Source organism: Rhodomicrobium udaipurense JA643, assembly GCF_000636015.1.
GTDB lineage: Bacteria > Pseudomonadota > Alphaproteobacteria > Rhizobiales > Rhodomicrobiaceae > Rhodomicrobium > Rhodomicrobium udaipurense.
On the sequence record NZ_JFZJ01000085.1, the window covers coordinates 1 to 14264 of the forward strand.

A 14264-nucleotide genomic window follows, 5' to 3' on the forward strand; every position below is an offset into this window, starting at 1 on the left:
AAGGTGCTCGCGGAACGTCTCCGCCGCAAGGGGATCAACGTTCTCCTGACGCGCGAGCCGGGCGGAACGCCGCGCGCCGAAGCCATCCGCGAAGTGCTGCTGTCGGGCAAGGCGAAGCGTTTCGGCGCGCTTGGTGAGGCGGTGCTGTTCTACGCCGCGCGGGAATCGCATCTCGAACTCTGCATCCGTCCGGCGCTTGAACGCGGCACATGGGTCATCTGCGACCGCTTCAGCGATTCGACGCGCGCCTATCAGGGCGCGGCGGGCGGCTTGCCGCTTTCGGTGATCGAGACGATCGACAAGGCCGTGGTGGGCGACACAAGGCCGGATCTCACGCTGATTTTCGACCTGCCGCCCGAACTTGGCCTGAAGCGCGCGGCCGAGCGGTTGCGCGAGGGCGTGGCACCGGCCGCTGTCGCCGATGAACGGGCGGAGCGCCCCGCCTCTGCTGAAGGCTTTCGCGGTGCAGCGACGGGCAGCGACGTTATCGCGCTCGCTCCCTCGATCGACGCTCCCGCTCCGGATCGCTTCGAGACAATGAATCTCGCCTTCCATCGCAGCTTGCGTGCCGAGTTCCTCGCCATCGCCAAGGCGGAGCCGGAGAGGTGCGCGCTGGTTGACGCGTCGGATACGCCAACCCGCGTCGAGGATAGGGTCTGGTCCATCGTCCGCGACCGCTTCCAGCTCTAACGACCGACGCGCCACCGGCGCGCCGTCATGCCTAATCCACCCACTTCAGAAGCGCGCTCAGCTCGTCCGCCTCGCGCGCGGGCTTGTCCCAGCGGATGCGGTTGATGCGCGGGAAGCGCAGCGCCACGCCCGACTTGTGCCGCGTCGAGCGATGCACAGCGTCGAACGCCACCTCGAACACGAGCGCCTTTTCCACCTCGCGGACCGGCCCGAAGCGGGCCACCGTGTGATGCCGCACCCACTTGTCGAGCTCCTTCAGTTCCTCGTCGGTGAAGCCGAAATACGCCTTGCCGATGGGCGAGAGCGCACCGTCGTGCCAGAGGCCGAAGGTGTAGTCCGAGTAGAACGACGAGCGCCTGCCCGTGCCGCGCTGGGCGTACATCACCACGGCGTCAACGAGCATCGGGTCGCGCTTCCACTTGTACCAGAGGCCCTTGGGCCGCCCCGCGACATAGGTGCTGTCGAGCCGCTTCAGCATCAGCCCCTCGATATGCGGCGAGGCGAGCGTGGCCGCCTCCGCGCGAAGGGCCTGCAAGTCGCCGGGCGACGCGAATGCGAGCGGCGCGGCGAGTTCCATGCCTTCAGGCCGCGTCGCATCGAACCAGCGCGCCATCTCGGCCTTGCGCTCGGTGAGTGGCGACACGCGCAGGTCGCGGCCATCAATGTCGAGCGCGTCGTAAAGGATGACATGGCCCGGATAGGCCGCGATGAGCTTCGGATCGGGCGACTTGCGGTTGAGGCGTTGCTGGAGGTGGTTGAAGCTCGCGATCGCGTCGCCCTCGCGCACGACGAGTTCGCCGTCAAGCACGCCGCGGAAGCCGACGCGCGCGAGCACATCGGGGAATGCGCCCGAAATGTCATCGCCCGTGCGCGAAAACAGCGCCTTGCCTGCGGGCGTCGATACGACCTGCACGCGGATGCCGTCATATTTCCATTCGGCCATGAAGGCGTCCGGCGTGATGGCGGCAAGCTCCGCGTCTTCGATGGCGTGCGCGAGCATCACGGGGTGGAACGTCAGCGCGTCTTTCGAGAGCGGCTTCGGCGCGCGGCCTTCGAGCCACGCGAACAGGTCGAGATAGGGCGGCGTCTGCGCGTGCCACACCTCCTCGATCTCGCCGACCTCCACGCCGCCGAACTCCGCCAGCACATGCTTCACCGAGCGCGCCGACATGCCGATGCGCAGCGTGCTGGTGCCGAGCTTCAGGAGTGCCCAGCGCTCGGGCGGCGTCATGTTGTCCAGCAGCAGCGCGAGATACTCGCGGATAGCGGGCTTGTTGCGCGAGCGAAACTCGTGGATCGCCTCGTGAAGCGGCGGCAGGCGGTTCAGGATCGTGCGATGCGGATTGCGCGGCCAGATATGCGCCACCGTTTCCGACATCTCGCCCACATACTCATAGGAGAGGTCGAAAAGCACCGGATCGACGCGCTCCGCCACGAGGTCGCGCACCAGCGCGCGCTTGAACAGCTCGAACGTCACCGTGCCCGCGATGACGCCGACGGTGAAGCCACGATCCGGGTCCGGCGTCCGCGCGAGATACGCCTTCAGCACGGCAGCCTTGTCGTTCGTCGCATGCGTGTAATAGAGCCGGTCGAGAAGGGCGGCGAAGGCTTGCATACCGTTCAGATGCTTATATTTCGGATAAGCGACCGTTAGCGCGAAACGACCCGGACGCGGTTTGACCGATCAAAGGCGATGCAAACGCAAACAACGTGAAACGCTGTCGCCTGCTGAATCACGCCGAACCACAAATCTGCCTCGCCGGAAACGCTCGGGCTCATGAGGACCCTCGATCAGGAAACGGCGGCTGCCGTCGCTCCGAGCATGTGCCGCCCCTGCGGCGTTTCCACTTCGAGAATCCAGATGTCGGGGTCGCGGCTCGCCTGCCGTTCAAGATAGGCATCCGCTTCCGCCTCAGCCGCGTGAGGTGTGTAGATCGGCTGCCACGCCCGGCCATCCTCCACGAAAAGCGTGCCCGCCTGCGCCATTTCGGCGAACTGCGACGAGAGCGGAGCGAAAATCTGGGCCGTGCCGTCGAGCGCGGCCACCTTGATATAGATCGCGCCCGCATCCGCATCGCCGTGACGCACCAGTGCGCCGGGAATGAACGCCGCGTCCAGACGGCGCAGATAAGCGCTCACCCAGATGTGAGATTTAACGCGCATGCTCCCCCTCTACTGCGGCAAAAGGCGAAACGCTCCGCCAGCGTGGTCCTTGCCTTGGTCATTGTGCAACCGTCCTTCTCCTGCGGCAATGGCTTATATCCCCATGGCTACAGGAAAGGATGTAAGTCAGCATTAGCGAAAATCGCGGCTTTTTAAGGTGCGAGTCCAGTCCTCGTTGACCTTTGAACTACGTCGTGCGGCTCGCGTTCCGTGCGCCACTTCGTCGCCACGCCCGTAGCGGACGGCGAAGGCGTCTGCATCGGGTTGCAGCCGTCCGAGAACCCGCGTGAAATCGGTCAGGCGGCGGCTCACGACATGGATGACGCCGCTCTCCCTTTGCAGAACCCCTTCGCAGAGGATCACCTTCGCCCCGAACACGGCCCGGCGGTAAGTCTCGGAAAGCTTCGGCCATATGATGAGATTGGCCGCGCCTGTCTCGTCTTCAATAGTCATGAAGATCGTCCCCTTCGCGGTGCCGGGGCGCTGGCGAAACAGCACGACCCCTGCGATTGTCACGAAGCGCCCGTTCGGCAGCGTCTTGAGATCGACGGCCTCGCGGGCGTTGTTCGCGCGCATCTCGCCGCCCGCGAACATGGTGTGAAGCTTGTCATCGGCTGCCGCCTATCCTTCGTCGACGGGGCGCCAGACCTTCTGTGCTATCCGACCGACCGCGCGGCTTACGGGCGGCTGTGCCGGCTTCTGACGCTGGGGAAGTCGGACCGCGTCATCAAAAGCGAGGCCCGATCCGCCGCCGCGCAAGCCCATTCGGAGCAAGGCCCTTCAAAGCCTTTGCCAGTTCCTGCGCAACCACCCCATGGCCTTCATGCGCGCCGAGCTTCAGGCGCAGGGCATGGTCCGCGCGAGTTCCTGTCCGTGATCGCGATGGCGGACAGGCCGAGTTCTGCCGCGCGCGCCACGAGTTCGTGCGGATGCGACGCGCCTTCGAGAAACGAAAAATTCGTCGCGGCCTGAAGCTCGGCATAGCGCGGCACGGCTCCCGCGTTCATGCGAACACTCCATGCAGATACCAGCGCGGCGGGCGCTCGCCGCCATATTCCCCCTCGCGATAAACCCAGAAGCGCATGCCATGCGCGCTTTCCACGCGATAATAATCGCGCACCTCGCGATCTTCGTCGTGCAGCGCTCGCCACCATTCGGACGCAATGCGCTCCGGCCCGTCGGCGCGCACGATGCGGTGGACCACCTTGCGCCAGCGGAACAGCATCGGCGGCGCGTCGGGGAGCGCGGCGGTTACATCGATGGGGTGGGGCCGTGTGAAGAGGCGAACGGGGCGCTCGGGCAGCAATTCCCACGGCGAAGGCTCCGCAGCCGGTTGCTTCGGAGCGCGACGGCTCTTTGGCCCTACTTTTCCGCCCGAAGGGGAGATTTCGCCGGTCTGATGCGACGGCGTTTCGCCTCCGCGCGCAGCATGCGCCGACGGCTTCTTCCCAGCGCAAGCGAGCGCACGCGTCGCCGCGATCGCTTCGCCTGTTTGCGCCGAGAGAGAAGCGCCCGAATAGTCCTGCGATCCGGCGTTACTCGAACGCAGCTCAGGCATGGCGCCCCGCGGCGCTTCGCAGAGCGCGAAAGGCGCCGCCTCCTTTTCCTGCGCCGCCAGACGTGGGGTTTCGGCGACGGCAAAGGCTGCGGCCGCGTCGGCGAGCGCCGGTATCCTCGCCACGGCACGCTCCGGCATGTGGCTTTCGCGCGGTGCGAAGCGATAGACGCGCCCCTCGCCGAAGCGGTTTTCGATGCCGTCGATCAGCGCCGCGAGGTCTTCGAGGCTCGCTTCGCCCTGCACCTTGCGCAAAATGTTGGACTGGCGCGCTTCGAGCGGCTCCACCCTGGAGGCGAAGATCATGGCGGAATCGATGCCGAAGCCGGGATCGATCAGCGGCAGCTTCTCGCGGAATAGGCGCATCACGCGGGCCGGATCGCGGCAGGGGAGCGCGGTCGTCACAGTTTGCCCTTCGACACCGCCATCGGCGCGGAAAAAGCTCACCTCGAAGGTGAGGCCGCCGTGCCGCTCCCGTTCGAGACGGCGGCACAACATGTCCAGCAACGCGCGCGTCACACGCTCGATGTCCTCCGGCGCGGCCAAAGGCTCGGCGAAGCGCAGGCGTTCGAGCCAGGGCGTCGGCTCGCGCAGGAAATCGATGGCTTCGTCGGCGCGGCCGAGCGCCTTGTCGAGTTGCGGCAGGAGGTCGGGGAAGCGGCGCGCGAGACTGGCGCGCGGCAAGGGCAGCACGTCGCCGATGGTGTAAAGGCCGAGCTTGCGCAGCACGCTCGCGGTTTCCGGGACGATGCGCAGCCGCTCGACGGGCAGCGGCGCGAGCAGGGCGGCGAGACCGGCTTCCACGCGCCGATCCTCCTCGCTCTCGAACAGGGTTGCCTGCTGCGACAAGGGGGACGGCGCGCCCCCGGCGGCGGCGAAGTCGCCCGCGATCACATAGCGTTCGGCGTGATGGGCGAGCGCGAAGGCCGCGCCGAAGGTGGGCGCGATGGCGGCGCGGGCCGGGATGCCGCGCGCTTCGAGACGGCCGAGCAGGTCGTCCGCGAGTTCGTCTTCGTCGCCGACGAGATGCGCGCAGCCGGTGATGTCGAGCCACAGGCCTGATGGCGCGGGCGCAGTCGCGGGCGTATAGCGCTGCGCCCACAGCGCGAGTGCGGCGCGCGCGTCGGCCTCGGCGGCTGGGTCGGCGTCCGCGGTGACGAGTTTCGGGCACACGGCGAGCGCATCGGCCAACGGCTGGTGCAGGTAGAGCCCCGCCTCGATGGCCGGTCCGTCGAGCGCGGCGATGCGGCGAACGGTGCCGTGCTTTTCAAGCAGGGCGAGCGGTTCGCGGCGCTTCGCGAGCCTCGGGCGCTTCAGCCGCGCGAGCGTCATCGCGAAGTTCGGCAACCACACGTACATGGCCCGCTTGCCAGTCGCTCGCGTCAAAGCTGTCCCCGTCTGCGCCATCGAGTGCCTCCACGATAAAGGATGCGGTTCTTCCATTGCGGCAATAGTCGAGGTCGAGGCGCCAGCGCGGCGGGCCGAGACTGCCGAAGACATCGGACGAAGGGACGGCGGCGACGCGCCAGCGGGTGAGGCGGCCCCGCTCGGCTCGCCGGTCACGCCTCCGGGCTTCACCACATGGCGGCGGATGAGGAGAGCGAGCGCGTTTGAAGCCCGCGCGGCGGCGTCAAGCCTGCGCCCGGTTTTCAGCGTGAGTGCGCCCGCCTCGCCGAGCACGGCGGCGACGGCACGCGAATGCAGCGCCTCTTCCATGACGGCCAGCACCTCGGCATCCTTTCGGCAGTCCACGAAGACGACGCGGGCCGGGTCGAGGCCGAAGCGGCGAAGGCCGGGCGCGTAAAAGTCGGTCTGGCTCGCGGCCCACAGCGCGACGCCGCCTCGCGCGCGCAAATGAGCTGCCAGCACGGTCGCCGCGAAACCTGTCACCGATGGCGCAAGTTCGGCTTCGAGCGCGTTCGCGGTGAACTCATGCAGCGCGCCGAGCGAAAGCCCACCGCCGGGCAGTGGCGCATTCAGCCGCGCATCCGCGAAGGGCAGCACGGGGGGCGTCCGATCGTCGTCGAGATAGTGGCCTTCGATGGCGCGGACCTGCATCCTCAGCGCGTCCAGAGCACCGGAAGCCGCAGACCCGGCACGCCGGTTTGAAGCTGTGGCTCGCATAGCGGCTTGCGGCCGCGTGGCCTTTTCGGCGCGATGATCTGGAGGGCTGACGCTCATGACACATTATGATCCTGCTTTGTTCTTGTTTTGGACCATAAATTCGCGCCCGTCAATCAGTTTGTTCTCGCATGAGAGCAAGCCGCAAACGGCGTCGCGACGGCGCGCGCGCCGTCACTCGTAAAACGTGTGCGCTTTAATATCCGATGGCCGCCGAGTCGCCGTCGCGCAGGTCGGCCGCGCCAAGAAACAGCGGGCCTTTCTTCATGATCGAATTGGCGCGGCCGAGCACGCGGTGCTGGAACGTGCCATCGGCGTTCTTGGGCAATATGAAGCCGCGCGCTTCGAGAAGCCGCAATGTATCATCCGAAACGCCGCGTTCGGTGATGACATTATCCGGCATCCACTGGTGATGGATGCGCGGCGCGGCGGTGGCCTCGGCCACGTTCATGTCGAAGGTCAGCACGTTCAGGATTTGCTGCAAAACCACCGTGATGATGGTGCTGCCGCCGGGGCTGCCTGTCACGAGATACGGCGCGCCGTCCTTCATGACGATGGTCGGCGCCATCGAGGACAGCGGGCGCTTTTTGGGCTCGATCGCGTTCGCCTCGTCGCCGGTGAGGCCGAAGGCGTTCGGCGCGCCCGCCTTCGCGGAGAAATCGTCCATTTCGTTGTTGAGGAGGAAGCCCGCACCATCGACCGAATAGCCGCTGCCGAAGGCGAGGTTCAGCGTGTAGGTGTTCGCGACCGCGTTGCCCGCCCTGTCCATCACCGAAAAATGCGTCGTCTGCTCGCCCTCGGGCGCGGGCGGCTTGCCCGCTGACACGTCCGCTGACCTCGCCGCGCGTTCGAGGTCGATGCCCTTGCGAAGTTCCGCCGCATAGGCCTTGTTCGTCAGTCCCGCCACCGGCACGGTCACGAAATCCGGGTCGCCCAGATATTTCGCGCGGTCGGCATAAGCGCGCCGCATCGCCTCGATGAGCCGGTGATAAGTGTCCGCGCTCTCGCTGCCGAGCGCCTTCAGGTCGAACCCTTCGAGGATGTTCAGCATCTGGATGACGTGGACGCCCCCCGAAGACGGCGGCGGCATGGACACGATTTCGTAGCCATTATAGATGCCGCGCACCGGCTCACGCTCGACGGGCTTGTAGGCCTTGAGATCGTCCTCGGTGATGAGGCCGCCATTCTTCTTCATCTCGGTGGCGATCAGTTCGGCGACTTCGCCCTCATAGAAGCCCGCCGCGCCGCGCTCGCTGATGGTGCGCAGCGTCTTCGCGAGATCGGGCTGGCGCAGCACCTCGCCCATGCGCCAAGGCTGGCCTTCGGGATTCAGGAAGTAGCGCGCCGAAGACGGGTCGTTCTTCAGCCGGTCTTTAGCCCGCGAGAAGGCAAAGGCGAGACCGTAAGGGACCACGACGCCCTCTTCCGCGAGCCGGATCGCGGGCGCCATGATCTTGTCGCGGGGCATCGTGCCGTATTTTTCGAGCGCATAGAGCAGGCCCGCCACGGTGCCCGGCACGCCCGCCGACGCGCGGCTGTAGCGCGCCTTGTCGCGGTCGACCGCGCCGCGATTGTCGAGGAACATGTCGCGCGTCGCCGCTGCGGGTGCCGTCTCGCGATAGTCGAGCGCGATTTTCCGGCCGTCCGCCAGCGTGATGAGCATGAAGCCGCCGCCGCCGATATTGCCCGCCTGCGGATGCGTGACGGCCATCGCGAAGCCCACGGCCACGGCCGCGTCGATGGCATTGCCACCCGCCTTGAGGATGTCCGCGCCGACCTGCGCCGCAACCTTTTCCTGCGCCGACACCATGCCGTTTTCCGCTACGGCGGGGACGAAACGCGCGTCGAAGCCGATGAGCGCATCGGCTGCCGGATCGGTCGCCTTTTGCGCCAGCGCGGGCGGCGTGAAGGGAACGAGGGCCGAGACCACGGCCAGCGCGGCGCAGAGAAGGCGAAGTGCGGATATCGAAGTCAGCATGGATCTGTGGCCCGTAAGGTTGAGGGCAGGCTGATGGAATGCCGGCAGATTAGATTTAATCGCGACTGCTTTGCAGCAGGAAATAGACATTCGTGTGAGAGGCCGAAAAAGGAAAGAGTTACCTCATCGCCGAATAACCGAGCCGGGAACGCCGCGCTGCGAAAGCGGTTGAACTCTCAGGCAAAGGGCGGGGCACGTTTCAATTACGAGGCCCATCATGACGCATCACGCGGAACACGGTTACGAGGCAAAGGCGGCACAGGGCGGGGAAGGCGGCGGCGCACCGAAGCTGAAGACAGAGAATCCCGCGACCGGCAAGCCAGGCCGCACATATGACGGCCACACGCGCGAGCAGGCGCTTGCCATCGCTGGCAAGGCGCGCGAGGCGTTCCCCGATTGGCGCCGGACATCGTTCACCGAGCGTGGCATCATCATCGGCACCGCCGCGCGCATCCTTCGCGAACGGAAGGACGAGTTCGCGCGGCTGATGGCAGATGAGATGGGCAAGCCGGTCACCGAGGGGCTCGCGGAGATCGAGAAATGCGCATTCAACTGCGATTATTTCGTCGAGAACGCCGAGAGGTTTTTGGCTAACGAGCCGGTCAAGCTCGATGGCGGACGCGCGTACGTCACATTCAACCCGCTCGGCTCGCTGCTGGCGGTGATGCCGTGGAATTTCCCCTTTTGGCAGGTGTTCCGCGCCGCCGCGCCCGCGCTCATGGCGGGCAACACGGTGCTGCTGAAGCACGCGAGCAACGTTCCCGGCTGCGCCCTCGCCATCGAGGACGTGTTTCGCGAGGCTGGTGCGCCGGACAATGTTTTCCGCACCATTCTGATCGCGGGCCGCGACACGGCGGAACTGATCGACAGCCCCGACATCGCGGCGGTGACGCTCACCGGCAGCGTGGCGGCGGGCAAGGCGGTGGCCGAGGCGGCGGGCCGCAATCTGAAGAAGACCGTGCTCGAACTCGGCGGCAGCGACGCCTACCTCGTGCTCGAAGATGCGGACATCGATCACGCCGCTACCGTCGCCGCGACGGCGCGCATGGTGAATGGCGGTCAAAGCTGCATCGCGGGCAAGCGCTTCGTCGTGGTCGCGCCGGTACGCGAAGCCTTCGAGACGGGGCTCGCGGCGAAGATGAGCGCGATCCGCATGGGCGATCCGCTCGACCCGGCGACGAAACTCGGCCCCATGGTCAGCGTGAAGGCGCGCGACGAAATCCACCGGCAGGTGCGCGAGAGCATCGGGAAGGGCGCGCGGCTTCTATGTGGCGGCGAGGTGCCCGACCGGCCCGGCGCGTGGTATCCGCCGACCGTGCTCACCGATGTGAAGCCCGGCCAGCCCGCTTATGACGAAGAAGTGTTCGGCCCCGTCGCCGCAATTATCGAGGCGCGTGACGTGCAAGACGCGATCCGCATCGCGAACGACTCCGAGTTCGGCCTCGGCGCAGGCGTGCTGACGCGCGACATCCGGCGCGGCGAGGAAATCGCGGCGCGCGACCTCGAAGCGGGCATAGCCTTCGTTAACGAGAACGTCCGGTCCGATCCGCGCATGCCGTTCGGCGGCGTGAAGCATTCGGGCTATGGCCGTGAATGCGGCGTGTTCGGCATCCGCGAATTCGTGAACATCAAAAGCGTGCACGTGCGCGAATAGCGACGCCAGCGCCGTCTCTCCCACGCGAGGCGGTGCTCGCCTCATGCGATCCCCGCAACTGCCGCACGGAACGGTTGACGGCGCGCCCCGCCTTATTGCCCGCAAACTTGCCCTCTAGTACAGCTGCCATCCTGTATTTTCACGATCTCCTAAGGATTTGGCACCGATGGCTTTGCGGCACTGGATCGTTGCGGTTTTTCTCGCGACGGCGCTTGCTCTCACGAATGGCGGCGCGATGGCGCAAGGGGCGGACGCCTCGAAACCGCCAGCTCCTGCTGCCGCTGCCCCTGCTCCCGCCGCTGCACCCGAAGCGAACAAGCCCGATGTCATCAAGCGTGCGAACGATGCCTTCGGCGCGGACATCGCCGGGACGACCGCAAAATGGCTCAAGACGCTGGACGACATCGAGAACCGGCTTCGCAAGCCCGGCCTGCGCTACACCGAGCTCGATGGCTTCCGCGATCAACTCCTGAAGATCCGCGTCGAAGCCGATGAGTTCTGGAAGAAACTGGAGCCCGCAATCCGGGCAATCGACGAGCAGGTGCGCAATCTCCCTGCCGTACCAGCCGCCGACCAGCCGCCAGAGACGGGCGAGGCCGCCCAGCTTCGCGCCGACCTCACCTTTCATCTCAGCCACCTGAATTCGGCGCGCGCCACGCTCGACCACACGCACTCGCGCGTCAATCAGGAGATCAACTCCATCCAGGACATCCGCCGGAAGAACTTCACGAACAATCTCTTCCAGCCGGTGCAGGGCGTCTGGTCCACGCAGACATGGGAGAATGTTCCCGCTTATGCGGACATCGCCATCGATCGGGTCGAACGCACGATCGGGAACTGGTGGAAGGACTCCGACGATCAGTCCGAACTACTCTATCTGTTCGGCACAGCGCTCGCGCTTTTCGCCGGGCTGTCGTTACTGTCGTGGCGCTGGATTCGCCAACTGAGGACATGGACAGGGGAAGGCGAACCGCCGTTCTGGCGGCGCGCGTCAACGGCGGCGGGCGTTATCGTCCTGCGCGTTCTGCCCGCATGTGTACCGCTTGTCTTCCTCTATCATGCGATTGGCGCGGCGCAGCCCATGCCGGACAAGGTTGAGTGGCTGCTCTATTCGGCGTCCCGCTCGATCCTCGTGATCGTGGTGGTGAATGCTCTTATCGCGACCGTGTTCGCCCCCGGCCGCCCGCAATGGCGGCTCATCCCCGCCACCGAGGGGGCCGCCGTTCGGATTTCAGGGCTGATGCTCGCACTCGCCCTTATCTATGGCGCGACGACCTTCATCTACACCGCCACCCGCGTGGTCCAGGCTCCGTTCTCGCTGACGCTCGCGTTCACGCTCCCGGCGAACCTCCTCGCTGCGCTGCTGGTGGCTGCGATCCTCAAGACGCCGCTCAGGGACAAGACGTCCGAAGGGCTCCCGCCGACCACATGGCTGAACCTGCTCCGGGTGCCGGTCTGGCTATTCACCGCCGCTATTATGGTGACGGCCCTTTCGGGATACCTCGCGCTGTCGCGCTTCCTCGCGCAGCAACTCATCGTCACCGGCTCGATCCTCGCCGTCGTTTACATTCTGCTCCTATGGGCCGACGGCGTAGCCCAGGGCATGAGCGACGAAAACTCGGCAATCGGAGGCTGGATCAAGGCGACCGGCATCGATCAGAAGCGCTGCGAACGCTTCTCGGTTCCGATGAGCCTCTTTCTCAAATTCATCGTGCTTGTCGGAGCGGTCCCGCTCATCCTGCTGCAATGGGGCTATCCGTGGGCCGACATCCTCGAATGGTATTATCAGCTCTTCTTCGGCTTCCGCATCGGCAACACGCAGGTATCGCTCGCCGCGATCCTTGCGGCCATCGTGGTGTTCGTGCTCGGCTATTTCGCCGCGCGTCTGTTCCAGAGCTGGCTCGACACGCAGGTTCTGAAGCCTGCCGGTCTGTCGGGCGGCCTGCGTGACTCGATCCGCACGGGCGTCGGTTATATGGGCGTTGGCGCTGCGGCGCTCATCGCGCTGTCCTATGCAGGGTTCAACCTCTCGAACCTCGCGATAGTCGCCGGCGCGTTCTCCGTGGGCATCGGCTTCGGCTTGCAGAGTGTCGTGAGCAACTTCGTCTGCGGTCTCATCTTGCTGGCCGAACGCCCGATCAAGGTCGGCGATCTCGTTACGGTCGGCGGCGAGGAAGGCACAGTGCGCAAGATCAGCGTGCGCTCGACCGAAATCGAAACCTACGACCGCGCGAGTGTGCTGGTTCCGAACTCCTCCTTCATCACCGGCAACGTGAAAAACTGGACGCTGCGCAACAACACGACGCGTGTGGTTATCCCCGTTGCGGCCGTCCACGGAAGCGATCCGCGCAAGATCAAGGAAGTGCTGCTCGGCGTCGCCCGCTCTCATGTAGCGGTGATGACATCGCCCGAGCCGTTCGTTTCGCTCGACGATTTCACGCTCGATGCGCTTCAGTTCAAGCTGTTCGCTTATATCTACGACCTCAACAAAGGAACCGGCACGAAGACCGAGCTTCGCATGGCGATCATCGAGGCCTTCAGGAAAGAGGGAATTCAGATGCCGCAGAGCGGGTCGCCGGCCTTGCCGCCCGAGGAGGCCGAACTCTGGCGCGAGGCCTTGGGCCAATACCTGGCTTCGCGCGACGACAAGAAGGACGGGGCAGCGGACAACGCGCCGATCGTTCTGCCGAGGATCGGGTCATGAGCCGGGATGAGGAAAATTTGAAAGTCGGCAAGCTGATCCAGCAGGTGGAAAGCTTCTTCCTGGTGGTGATCGCGATCCTGACCGTGGTCGGCGCCCTGAAGGAGATGTACCTCATCGGCCTGAAGCGCGATGTCGGATTACAGGACCTGCTGCTCATGTTCCTCTATGTCGAGGTGCTGGGCATGGTAGCGGCTTACATCACCTCGAAGCAGATCCCGATCACGCTACCCATCTTCATCGCGATTACGGCCATCGCGCGGGTGGCAATTCTGCAGAAGGAGCAGGATCCGATCGCGATCATCTATGAATCGGGGGCGATCCTGATGCTGGCCATCGCCGCTGCGGTCGTTAATTTCCGCCCGTCGATCAAACCGCCAGCGCCAAGGGGATCTTCCCCCGACGACCGCGCGGGCGGCAGCGGAACCATGCCACCGGCCTGAGTGCCGCGGGGAAGCGCTGCGGTTACATCCCGACCCGGCCAGAGCGGCCGGGTCTTAGCTCAAGCTTCCCACGAACGGGTGGAGTGACGGTCGAGCGGCTCGTCACAGCGTCGGCGGGCGCAACCGTCCGAAAGCGCCACCCCGGCACGGGGGCCGTTACGACGTGGTCTTCAAGTCCACGTAGACCTGCCCACCCAACTCCTTGAACTTCTCGCTCATCTCATCCATGCCCGACTGTGCGGCCATCTCCGGCGTTTCGTTCAGTGTGGCGGCGTAGTCTCGCACCTGCTGCGTGATCTCCATCGAACAGAACTTCGGCCCGCACATCGAACAGAAATGCGCGGCCTTGTGCGCGTCCTTCGGCAGCGTCTCGTCATGCATGGCGCGGCTGCCCTCGGGGTCGAGGCCGAGATTGAACTGATCCTCCCAGCGGAACTCGAAGCGCGCGCGGGAAATCGCATTGTCTCGAAGCTGCGCGGCGGGATGGCCCTTGCCGAGGTCGGCCGCGTGCGCCGCGATCTTGTAGGCGATCACGCCCGCCTTCACGTCGTCGCGGTCGGGCAGGCCGAGGTGCTCCTTCGGCGTGACGTAGCAGAGCATCGCCGTGCCGAACCAGCCGATCATGGCCGCGCCGATGGCGCTCGTGATGTGGTCGTGGCCGGGTGCGATGTCGGTGACGAGCGGCCCAAGCGTATAGAACGGCGCTTCACCACACAGCGCGAGCTGCTTCTCGACGTTCACCTTGATCTTGTGGAGCGGAACGTGGCCCGGCCCCTCGATCATCACCTGGCAGCCTTTCGCCCAGGCCACCTTGGTCAGTTCGCCGAGCGTCTCAAGCTCAGCAAACTGCGCAGCATCGTTGGCGTCCGCGATGGAGCCGGGGCGCAGGCCGTCGCCGAGCGAGAAAGACACGTCGTAGCGGCGCATGATGTCGCAAATCTCGTCGAAGCGCTCGTAGA

10 protein-coding genes and 2 pseudogenes are annotated in these 14264 nt (G+C 65.6%); 5 read left to right on the top strand and 7 right to left on the bottom strand.

The genetic code is table 11. From position 1 onward, the window contains the following. The coding region (gene tmk, locus T281_RS12040; RefSeq protein ID WP_037239166.1) for a dTMP kinase at window positions 1-690 on the top strand (690 nt) is incomplete at its 5' end. Window positions 691-721: 31 nt separating this feature from the next. Here the strand turns inward: tmk and T281_RS12045 are convergent. From T281_RS12045 to T281_RS12055, 3 genes are all read right to left on the bottom strand, one after another. Further along, window positions 722-2305 carry a cisplatin damage response ATP-dependent DNA ligase gene (locus T281_RS12045; RefSeq protein WP_037239167.1) on the bottom strand — a complete coding sequence of 528 codons (1584 nt, stop codon included), beginning with the start codon at window positions 2303-2305 and terminating at the stop codon, window positions 722-724. A 176-nt stretch (window positions 2306-2481) separates the two neighbouring features. Beyond that, on the bottom strand, window positions 2482-2853 hold the full coding sequence (locus tag T281_RS12050) for a DUF1491 family protein (RefSeq protein WP_037239168.1): 372 nt from the start codon (window positions 2851-2853) through the stop codon (window positions 2482-2484). A gap of 132 nt (window positions 2854-2985) precedes the next feature. Then, window positions 2986-3447 (bottom strand): OB-fold nucleic acid binding domain-containing protein, encoded by a 462-nt coding sequence (locus T281_RS12055; protein WP_037239169.1) that lies wholly within the window; start codon window positions 3445-3447, stop codon window positions 2986-2988. Between T281_RS12055 and T281_RS19905 the strand changes: the two are divergent. Next, window positions 3406-3591, top strand: a pseudogene (locus T281_RS19905) (PHP domain-containing protein); the annotation flags it as partial. The gene T281_RS12055 and the pseudogene T281_RS19905 overlap by 42 nt on opposite strands. Window positions 3592-3713: 122 nt before the next feature. Here T281_RS19905 and T281_RS12060 read toward each other — a convergent pair. The 3 genes and pseudogenes from T281_RS12060 to ggt form a co-directional block, all read right to left on the bottom strand. After that, window positions 3714-3860, bottom strand: a pseudogene (locus T281_RS12060) (PHP domain-containing protein); the annotation flags it as partial. Beyond that, window positions 3857-6466, bottom strand: a complete 2610-nt coding sequence (locus tag T281_RS17830) for a Y-family DNA polymerase (protein WP_052037424.1) — start codon at window positions 6464-6466, stop codon at window positions 3857-3859. The pseudogene T281_RS12060 and the gene T281_RS17830, both read right to left, overlap by 4 nt. Before the next feature lie 259 nt (window positions 6467-6725). Next, entirely contained in the window at window positions 6726-8507 is a 1782-nt protein-coding gene (gene ggt, locus T281_RS12070; protein WP_037239171.1) for a gamma-glutamyltransferase, read from the bottom strand. A gap of 217 nt (window positions 8508-8724) precedes the next feature. On the opposite strand from ggt, the gene T281_RS12075 reads away from it, so the two are divergent. The 3 genes from T281_RS12075 (at window position 8725) to T281_RS12085 (ending at window position 13305) form a co-directional block, all read left to right on the top strand. Beyond that, entirely contained in the window at window positions 8725-10161 is a 1437-nt protein-coding gene (locus T281_RS12075; protein WP_199502382.1) for an NAD-dependent succinate-semialdehyde dehydrogenase, read from the top strand. 166 nt (window positions 10162-10327) lie between these two features. Next, window positions 10328-12865, top strand: a complete 2538-nt coding sequence (locus tag T281_RS12080; protein ID WP_037239172.1) for a mechanosensitive ion channel family protein — start codon at window positions 10328-10330, stop codon at window positions 12863-12865. Further along, window positions 12862-13305, top strand: a complete 444-nt coding sequence (locus T281_RS12085) for a phosphate-starvation-inducible protein PsiE (protein ID WP_037239173.1) — start codon at window positions 12862-12864, stop codon at window positions 13303-13305. Before T281_RS12080 ends, T281_RS12085 begins: the two co-directional genes overlap by 4 nt. 156 nt (window positions 13306-13461) lie before the next feature. Here the strand turns inward: T281_RS12085 and T281_RS12090 are convergent. After that, window positions 13462-14264, bottom strand: an 803-nt coding sequence (locus T281_RS12090; protein ID WP_037239174.1) for a phosphomethylpyrimidine synthase ThiC, incomplete at its 5' end; no start/stop codon positions are given.

Excerpts from the sequence above, each read along its gene's own strand:
- T281_RS12045 (WP_037239167.1), bottom strand. The coding sequence starts at position 2,305 with ATGCAAGCCTTCGCCGCCCTTCTCGACCGGCTCTATTACACGCATGCG.
- T281_RS12050 (WP_037239168.1), bottom strand. The coding sequence starts at position 2,853 with ATGCGCGTTAAATCTCACATCTGGGTGAGCGCTTATCTGCGCCGTCTG.
- T281_RS12055 (WP_037239169.1), bottom strand. The coding sequence starts at position 3,447 with ATGTTCGCGGGCGGCGAGATGCGCGCGAACAACGCCCGCGAGGCCGTC.
- T281_RS17830 (WP_052037424.1), bottom strand. The coding sequence starts at position 6,466 with ATGCAGGTCCGCGCCATCGAAGGCCACTATCTCGACGACGATCGGACG.
- ggt (WP_037239171.1), bottom strand. The coding sequence starts at position 8,507 with ATGCTGACTTCGATATCCGCACTTCGCCTTCTCTGCGCCGCGCTGGCC.
- T281_RS12075 (WP_199502382.1), top strand. The coding sequence starts at position 8,725 with ATGACGCATCACGCGGAACACGGTTACGAGGCAAAGGCGGCACAGGGC.
- T281_RS12080 (WP_037239172.1), top strand. The coding sequence starts at position 10,328 with ATGGCTTTGCGGCACTGGATCGTTGCGGTTTTTCTCGCGACGGCGCTT.
- T281_RS12085 (WP_037239173.1), top strand. The coding sequence starts at position 12,862 with ATGAGCCGGGATGAGGAAAATTTGAAAGTCGGCAAGCTGATCCAGCAG.